Annotated in this window: 1 protein-coding gene; it reads left to right on the plus strand. The window is 60.5% G+C overall.

All coding sequences use genetic code 11. The features are described from left to right. A partial coding sequence (locus AACY45_RS28805; protein WP_339548880.1) for a hypothetical protein occupies nucleotides 1-381 on the plus strand: 381 nt, incomplete at its 5' end. Nucleotides 382-433: the final 52 nt, after the last annotated feature.

Below are 433 nucleotides of genomic sequence, written 5' to 3' on the forward strand. Positions count from 1 at the left end.
TCGGGCGCAATCGACTATGTCGTGCCGATCAACGTTGGCGACGCGAGCGTTCGCCTGCACCTCGACGGCAACTATTCGAGCAGCCAGTACAGCTTCCAGCTCGAGCCGACCAAGACCGACGCAAGCTTCGTCATGAACGGTCGCCTCGCACTGGCCGACATCGCGGTGAACGATCATAACAAGGTCACCGTTTCGGTCTGGGCGCGCAACCTGCTCGACACCACCTACATCTACCGTCGCTCGGCTGCGAACTCGTCGCCGGTCGTCAACTACAATCCGAACGGCACGGTTGCCTCGACCAACTATGGCGGCATCCTCGGCGACTATGCCAACTTCAACGCACCCCGCACTTGGGGCCTGGAGCTTTCGGCTAAGTTCTGATCTGCTCTAACGACGGATAAAACCCGGCCCGAGCATTGCTCGGGCCGGGTTT

This window comes from Pseudomonas sp. RA_35y_Pfl2_P32 (genome assembly GCF_963970735.1).
Lineage (GTDB): Bacteria > Pseudomonadota > Gammaproteobacteria > Pseudomonadales > Pseudomonadaceae > Aquipseudomonas.